Raw genomic sequence first — 203 nt, forward strand, 5'->3', positions numbered from 1 at the left:
AGGTCGGCAGTTCAACTCTGCCTGGGCCTACGGAAGAAAGTACGGGAATAAGGGTTATTAGGGACATAAGAGCTCTCGCGAGCGACTTATGACGGGGGATTAGCTCAGTTGGCTAGAGCGCCTGCCCTGCAAGCAGGAGGTCAAGGGTTCGACTCCCTTATTCTCCACAGTGCGTCCTTGAGACGCAAGAGATCATAGACATA

The 203-nt window shown here is 53.2% G+C and carries 1 tRNA gene; it reads left to right on the forward strand.

The annotated features are described in order from the left end of the window. Positions 1-93: 93 nt before the first annotated feature. Positions 94-167 (forward strand) — tRNA-Ala (locus HMPREF2890_RS04650). Positions 168-203: the final 36 nt, after the last annotated feature.

This window comes from Porphyromonas sp. HMSC065F10 (genome assembly GCF_001808555.1).
GTDB lineage: Bacteria > Bacteroidota > Bacteroidia > Bacteroidales > Porphyromonadaceae > Porphyromonas_A.